Here is a 7,881-nt window from a genome sequence, read left to right on the forward strand (position 1 = left end):
TCCTCAGCTCGGACGGCGGCCCGCCGCCAGCCGGACGATGTCCACCCGCGACCGGATCCCCAGCTTGCGGTAGACCCGGGTCAGCGTGGCCTCGACGGTCTTGACGCTGATGAACAGGCGCGCGGCGATCTCCCGGTTGGTCGCGCCCTCCATGACCAGGGAGGCGACCTGACGCTCCATCGAGGCGAGGCCCTCCAGCCCGTCCGCGGCGGCGGGGACGGCGGGCGGCGCGGCAGGGCTCGCCGCCGCCGCGGCGTCGACCTGCTTCAGCCAGGGCAGCGCACGGCAGCGCCGCATCAGCCGCGCCGCCTCGTCGTACGACGCGGCCCCGGGGGCGCGCAGCGCGGCCAGCGCGAACGCGGCCCGCGCCTCCTCAAGGCCGGACCCCAGCCGGGCGAGCCGGTCCTGCGCCGCGGCCAACTGGGCGACGGCCGCGTCGTGTGCGCCGCGCGCCGCCCGGATCAGGGCCTCGGCGCGGTCCAGGACGGCCACCACGCTGCCCCGGTCCAGCCGCAGCGCCTGCTCGCGGGTGACGTCCACGAGCTCCTGCGCCTCGTCGAGTTCGCCCACGCGCACCAGCGCCTCGGCGAGGTCGCCCTGCCAGCGGCCGCGGGCCGGGTCGGTGATGCCGAGGCCCTGCTCCAGCTCCCGCACCCGGCGCAGCGAACGGACCGCGCCCGCCGCGTCCCCGGCCACGAACTGGGCGTACCCGAGCGCGGCCAGCGCCCGGGAGACGTACATCTGGTCGCCGTCCTCCTCGGCCTGCTCGACCGCCTCACGGGCCAGCGCGAGGGCGCTGTCCACGTCGCCGCCGGAGGCCTCCGCGAGGGAGGTGAGCAGCGCGGAGGGCACCTCGCCGATGCCGCAGTCCCGCGCCAGCCGCAGGCTCTCGCGGGCCAGGTCGAGGGCCCGGCCGCAGTGCCCGGCGCGCAGTTCGGTCTCGGCGAGCATCCGCACGTGGTGCACCTCGCTCTCGACCATGCCGCGCCGCCGCGCCTCGCGCAGCAGGGCGGTGACGGTGGTGCGCGCCTCGGACAGCTGGTCGCTCATGATGAGCCAGCGGAACCGGGCCGAGCCGGCGCCGTTGTGGTGGCACGCCACCTGCGGGTCCTGCGGCTCGGTCAGGGCGCGCTTGATGGTGGCGGGGGCCTCCGGATGGCCCATCAGGGTCTCGGTCTGCGCCTGGAAGGACAGCGCCATGAGTTCGGTGCGCCGGTCGCCGGCCCGCGCGGCGAGCTGCGCCGCGTGCGCGGCCTCCCGGCGGCCCTCCTCGAAGTCGCCCTCCACGACCAGGCCGCGCCAGGCCAGCTGGTAGTGCACCTGGGCGAGCAGCCGCGGGTCGTCCCCGGCGTCGGCGAGCGCCTGCGGGAACACGGCGTCGACGTCGCCGAGGGCCTGCCCGGCGGCCTCGATCACCACCATCCAGGCCCGTACCCGGTCGGCGGGCACCGTGGCCCGGGTCAGCACGTCGCGGGCGATGTGCCGGGCGAGGTCGACCTCGCCCGCGATGATGGCGTCGTCCGCGGCCTGCAGCCGCCGCTCGTCGGGCGCCGGGGTGCTGCCCGCGGGGGTGTGCCGGGCCGCGAGCAGCCCCAGCGAGGCGGCCACCGACGGCGCCCCGCGGTCCCGGGCCAGCGCGGCGGCCTCGGCGAGCCGGGCGGCCACGTCCGGGTCGGTGCCGGTGGTGGCGAGTGCCAGGTGCCGGGCGCGTTCGATCGGGTCGGAGGCGGCCGTGGACAGCGCGGCGTGCACGGCCCGCCGCTCCTGCGCGGGCGCCTCCGCGTACAGCGCGGCGGAGATCAGCGGGTGCGCGAACCGTACGGCGGGGCCCTCCGGCTCGGTGGCGAGCAGGCCCAGCTCGGCGGCCTGCGCGGTCTCCGCCTCGGCGTTCGACCGGCCGGCCGCGTGCAGCAGCGCCAGCGTGGGCCGGGCGCCCGCGCTGGCCACCAGCAGGGTGCGGCGGGCCTCGGCGGACAGCATCCGCAGACGGCTGAGCACCAGGGCGCGCAGCGACGTCGGCACCGGCAGCGGCTCTCCCGGACGGGGCGGCGTGGGATTCTCGGCGAGCGCCCGGCCCAGTTCGAGGGCGAACAGCGGGTTGCCGCCGCTGGTGCGGTGGATGTCCCGCACGGTGGAGCGGGGCAGGCCGCGGTAGCCGCGGTGGTCGAGCAGCGCGGAGACCTGCCCGCGCGACAGCGGCCCGAGCCGCAGCGCGAGGGTGCCCGGCGGGGTGGCCCGCAGATGGCGGTCGAACTCCTCGCCCTCGGTGCGCACCGCGTACAGCAGCTGTACGGGGGTGTCGCCGAGGCGGCGGGCGGCGAAGCCGAGGAGCTCGGCGCTGGCCGGGTCCAGCCACTGGAGGTCGTCGGCGACGACGAGGACGGGCCCGTCGGCGGCCAGCGCGCGCAACGCGGACAGCACCGCCAGGCGCAGCGCGAGGCCGTCCCGCTGCAGGGTGGACTCGCCCCGGCCGGTCAGCGCCGACTCCAGGGCGGTGCGCTGGGCGGCGGGCAGGCTGCCCGCGACCCGGTCGAGGACCAGCCCGAAGAGGTCGGCGAGGGCCAGGAAGGGAAGATGGGATTCGGACTCGGTCGCCGAGCAGCGCAACACGGTGCGCGCGGTGCGGCCATATTCGGCGGCCAGTGTGCGCAGGACGGTGGACTTTCCAATTCCGGCGGGGCCGTGCAGCAGCACGCTGCCGCCCCGGCCGAGCTGCTCACGTGCCGCGGCGAACAGTTCCTCCTGGCCGATGACCTGCTCGGAGGGGTTTCTGGCAGGCTCCTCGAAGTCCCGTCGCACGGTCACCGCTCCCCTCCCTGTGGCGTGTCCTGGCCAATATTAGGCAACCGCTGTTTCCCTTTCGGACGCACGAGGTCGTGAGGGAAATAACAGCTGACCGGGTTCGGGAAATGCAGGACGTGACCGAATCAATAGCACCAGGGCAGCCGGCCCGCCCGGCGCGCCGCCACGACGGCCTCGCCCCGCGTGCGGGTGCCCAGTTTCCGCATCGCCGACCGCGGACGGCCCCTGACCGTCTCGACGCCGAGGTCCAGCCGCTCGGCGGCCACCGCGCTGGTGACGCCGGAGGCGACACACGCCGGCACGTCCGCCTCTCGCGGCGCGAGCGCGACCCGCCGCCCGGGCTCCGCGGGGCCCGCCGCCGGCAGCCCGCACGCGGCGCGCAGCTCCTCGCGCAGCGCCGGGTCGGCGATCCGCGGGGCCGGTGCCCGCAGCGCCGCGTGGGCGTCGCGCACCCGCTCCCGGGCGGCGCCCCCGGCCGCCTACTCCGGGTCCGGGCCGGTGCCGCCCCGGGCCGCCGGCAGCGCCGCCGCCTCGGCCGCCTCCTCCCGCACGACCAGCGCCTGCTCCACGTTCCGTGCCGCCGCCACGGCCGCGCTCGGCGTCCGGTCGCCCAGCGGCCGGCCGTGCGCAGCGCGCCGTAGAGCACGCCGCGCACCCGGCGCCGTACCGCCACGGGCACCGCCAGGACCGAGCGCAGGCCCTCCGCGGCGACCGCCGCGTCGTACTCGTGGCTGATCTGCCGGGACACCGGGTGGTCCGTCACCGCGCACGGCCGGGACAGCGCCACCGCCTCGCCGCACAGGCCGTGCCCGGACGTCACCGTGAGCGCGCGCAGCGCCGGGCGGCCGTGCCGCTCGGCTCACTGCTGCCGGCGCCCGGCCTTCACCAGGCCGCCGAACGCGACCGGCAGCCCGGTCGTGCGCCGCAGCCGCGTGAAGCGCGCCGCGGACCTCCGCCGCCGCCGCCCCGGGGTCCGCTGCCACGTCCTCGCCCTTCCTGTGCCGGCTCCGGCGGTGAGCGCCCGGCCCCGCTCCCGGCGGGTCGCCCACTGGACGCCCCCGTTCGGGGGTAGTGAGACCCGCGTCACGGATCACCCGATGACGGAAAGCCGCCCGGCAGGTCCGGCACCGAGCGCGTCGGAGGACGCGGGACACGCGGTGCCGCGCCGGCCAGAGAGGATGACACATGACGACGGCGACGGATGCGTTCCGCAGGGCGCGGGACTTCCTGCTGGAGCACCGCGAGGACTGGGCCGCGGCCCACGAGGGCTTCACCTGGCCCCGGCCCGGACACTTCAACTGGGCACTGGACTGGTTCGACGTCATCGCCGCCGGCAACGAGCGGACCGCCCTGCACCTCGTCGAGGAGGACGGCACCGGGGCACGGCTGTCGTTCGCCGAGCTGTCGGACCGCTCCGACCGCGTGGCGAACTGGCTGCGGGGCCGCGGCGTACGCGCCGGGGACCGCGTGCTGGTGATGCTCGGCAACCAGACCGAGCTGTGGGAGACGGCTCTGGCCGCGATGAAGCTGCGGGCCGTCGTCATCCCCGCGACCCCGCTGCTCGGCCCGGCCGACCTGCGCGACCGGGTGGACCGGGGCCGCGTCGCCCACGTCGTGGTGCGGGACGCGGACTCCGCCAAGTTCGACGAGGTGCCCGGCGGCTACACGCGCATCGCGGTCGGCGGCCCCGTCGAGGGCTGGCAGTCCTACGGGGACGCGTACGACGCGCCCGGCGGCTTCACCCCGGACGGCCCCACCCCGGCCGGCGACCCGCTGATGCTGTACTTCACCTCGGGCACCACCGCCCGGCCGAAGCTGGTCGAGCACACCCACACCTCCTACCCCATCGGGCACCTGGCCACCATGTACTGGATCGGCCTCAAGCCCGGCGACGTGCACCTGAACATCTCCTCACCCGGGTGGGCCAAGCACGCCTGGTCGAACCTGTTCGCGCCGTGGAACGCGGAGGCGACCGTCTTCATCCACAACTACACGCGGTTCGACGCCGCCCGGCTGATGACCGAGATGGACCGCGCGGGCGTCACCACGTTCTGCGCCCCGCCGACGGTGTGGCGCATGCTCATCCAGGCCGACCTCACCCAGCTGCGCCACAAGCCCCGCGAGGCCGTCGCCGCCGGGGAACCCCTCAACCCGGAGGTCATCGAGCAGGTCCGGCGCGCCTGGGGCGTCACCGTCCGGGACGGCTTCGGCCAGACCGAGACCGCCGTGCAGATCGCCAACACCCCCGGCCAGGTCCTCAAGGCGGGCTCCATGGGCCGCCCCAGCCCCGGCTTCCGCGTCGAGCTGCTCGACCCGGTCACCGGCGCGCCCGGTGCCACCGAGGGCGAGATCGCCCTCGACCTGTCGGTCCGCCCGGTCGGCCTGATGGCCGGCTACCACGGCGACCCGGAACGCACGGCCGAGGCCATGGCGGGCGGCTACTACCGCACCGGTGACATCGGCTCCCGCGACGCCGACGGCCACCTCACCTACGTCGGCCGCGCCGACGACGTGTTCAAGGCGTCCGACTACAAGATCTCCCCGTTCGAGCTGGAGAGCGCCCTGCTGGAGCACGAGGCGGTCGCCGAGGCCGCCGTCGTGCCCGCCCCGGACGCACTGCGCCTGGCCGTCCCGAAGGCGTACGTCGTGCTGGCCGAGGGCTGGGAGCCCGGCCCGGACACCGCGAAGGTGCTGTTCGAGCACTCCCGCGAGGTCCTCGCGCCGTACAAGCGGGTGCGCCGACTGGAGTTCGGCGACCTGCCCAAGACGGTGTCCGGGAAGATCCGCCGCATCGAACTGCGCGAGGCCACGGCCGCCGGCTCGGCGAACGAGTACCGCGAGGAGGACTTCCGGTGACCGGCCTGTCCCACGCGCACGGCACCAGCTAGGTGCCGCTCCTCGGCGACGCCGTCGGTGCGAACCCGGCCCGCGCGGTCGCCGCGTACCCCGGCCGTGAGCCGAGGGCGACCGGTTCCTGCACGAGACCGGGCCGTCGGGGGACGTGCGTCCCTTGACGGCTTTCGGCTGCCCGCTTACATTGCTTCCAGATAGTAGAAAGTTATTTCCGCTATGCGGAAGTGAAGCGGAAGACGACACGGAAGTACTCACCGCGGGGCGCGACGGGAGTGCGAATCCGACAGCCGAAGCAGGAGTACTCGATGGCTCGTATGACCGCTGCCCGCGCGGCAGTTGAGATCCTCAAGCGCGAGGGCATCACCGACGCGTTCGGTGTCCCGGGCGCGGCGATCAACCCCTTCTACGCGGCGCTCAAGGCCTCCGGAGGCATCACGCACACCCTCGCCCGGCACGTCGAGGGCGCCTCCCACATGGCCGAGGGCTACACCCGCACCCACCCCGGCAACATCGGCGTCTGCATCGGCACCTCCGGACCGGCCGGCACCGACATGATCACCGGTCTGTACTCCGCGACCGGCGACTCCATCCCGATCCTGTGCATCACGGGCCAGGCCCCGACCGCCGTGATCCACAAGGAGGACTTCCAGGCCGTCGACATCGCCTCCATCGCCAAGCCGGTGACCAAGATGGCCGTCACCGTCCTGGAGGCCGCGCAGGTCCCGGGCGTCTTCCAGCAGGCCTTCCACCTGATGCGCTCCGGCCGTCCCGGCCCGGTCCTCATCGACCTGCCGATCGACGTCCAGCTCACCGAAATCGAGTTCGACCCCGAGACGTACCAGCCGCTCCCGGTCTACAAGCCCACCGCGAGCCGCGCCCAGATCGAGAAGGCGCTCGGGATGCTCAACGCCTCCGAACGCCCGCTGATCGTGGCCGGCGGCGGCGTCATCAACGCCGACGCCGCCGACCTGCTCGTGGAGTTCGCCGAACTGACCGGCACCCCGGTCGTGCCGACCCTGATGGGCTGGGGTGTCCTGCCCGACGACCACGAGCTGAACGCCGGCATGGTCGGCCTGCAGACCTCGCACCGCTACGGCAACGCGACCTTCCTGGAGTCCGACTTCGTCCTCGGCATCGGCAACCGCTGGGCCAACCGCCACACCGGCAAGCTCGACGTCTACACCGCGGGCCGCACCTTCGTGCACGTCGACATCGAGCCCACGCAGATCGGCAGGATCTTCGCCCCGGACTACGGCATCGCCTCCGACGCCAGGGCCGCCCTGGAGCTGTTCGTCGAGGTCGCCGGGGAACTGAAGGCGGCGGGCAAACTGCCCGACCGCTCCGGCTGGGCCGCTGCCGCGCAGGAGAAGAAGGCCACGCTCCAGCGCCGTACGCACTTCGACAACGTCCCGATCAAGCCGCAGCGCGTCTACGAGGAGATGAACAAGGCCTTCGGCCCCGAGACCCGGTACGTCTCCACCATCGGCCTGTCGCAGATCGCGGGCGCACAGATGCTGCACGTCTACCGCCCGCGCCACTGGATCAACTGCGGCCAGGCGGGCCCCCTCGGCTGGACCGTGCCCGCCGCGCTCGGCGTCGCCAAGGCCGACCCGGAGGCCTCCGTCGTCGCCCTGTCCGGCGACTACGACTTCCAGTTCATGATCGAGGAGCTGGCGGTCGGCGCCCAGCACCGCATCCCGTACGTGCACGTCCTGGTCAACAACGCCTACCTCGGGCTGATCCGCCAGGCCCAGCGCGCCTTCGAGATCGACTTCCAGGTCAACCTCGAGTTCGAGAACATCAACACGCCCGAACTCGGCGTGTACGGCGTCGACCACGTCAAGGTCGCCGAGGGCCTCGGCTGCAAGGCGATCCGGGTGACCGACCCGGCCGAACTCGGCGCCGCGTTCGAGCAAGCCAAGAAGCTCGCCGCCGAGTACCGGGTCCCGGTCGTCGTGGAGGCGATCCTGGAGCGCGTCACCAACATCTCCATGTCGACCACCAACGACATCAGCAACGTCGTGGAGTTCGAGGAGCTGGCCACCGAGCCGGGGCACGCCCCGACCGCGGTCAGGACCCTGAAGGCCTGACCGGCCGCCGCACATGTCGCCGAAGGGCGGCCCGTCCCGCAGGGACGCTGTTGGTTAATCCGGGCCGAGCGTGACGTCGGTCTTCACGATCCAGTTGTGGTCGTGGAGACCGACGTTGTCGTGTGGGGCGGGGTAT

At 74.2% G+C, this 7,881-nt stretch carries 3 protein-coding genes and 1 pseudogene; 2 read left to right on the plus strand and 2 right to left on the minus strand.

All coding sequences use genetic code 11. The annotated features are described in order from the left end of the window. Nucleotides 1-3: 3 nt before the first annotated feature. Together AB0M97_RS29225 and AB0M97_RS29230 are read right to left on the minus strand one after the other, a co-directional pair. Complete coding sequence (locus AB0M97_RS29225; protein ID WP_365963991.1) at nt 4-2,805, minus strand: AAA family ATPase; 2,802 nt, start codon at nt 2,803-2,805, stop codon at nt 4-6. 122 nt (nt 2,806-2,927) lie between these two features. After that, nucleotides 2,928-3,785 (minus strand): annotated as a pseudogene (locus tag AB0M97_RS29230) (helix-turn-helix transcriptional regulator). A 202-nt stretch (nt 3,786-3,987) separates the two neighbouring features. On the opposite strand from AB0M97_RS29230, the gene AB0M97_RS29235 reads away from it, so the two are divergent. Both AB0M97_RS29235 and gcl read left to right on the plus strand, forming a co-directional pair. After that, a complete protein-coding gene (locus tag AB0M97_RS29235) occupies nt 3,988-5,658 on the plus strand; it encodes an AMP-binding protein (RefSeq protein WP_365963992.1) in 1,671 nt (556 codons plus the stop codon). A gap of 302 nt (nt 5,659-5,960) precedes the next feature. Then, nucleotides 5,961-7,745, plus strand: a complete 1,785-nt coding sequence (gcl, locus tag AB0M97_RS29240) for a glyoxylate carboligase (protein WP_365963993.1) — start codon at nt 5,961-5,963, stop codon at nt 7,743-7,745. Nucleotides 7,746-7,881: the final 136 nt, after the last annotated feature.

The organism is Streptomyces sp. NPDC051207 (genome assembly GCF_040682395.1).
Classification (GTDB): domain Bacteria; phylum Actinomycetota; class Actinomycetes; order Streptomycetales; family Streptomycetaceae; genus Streptomyces.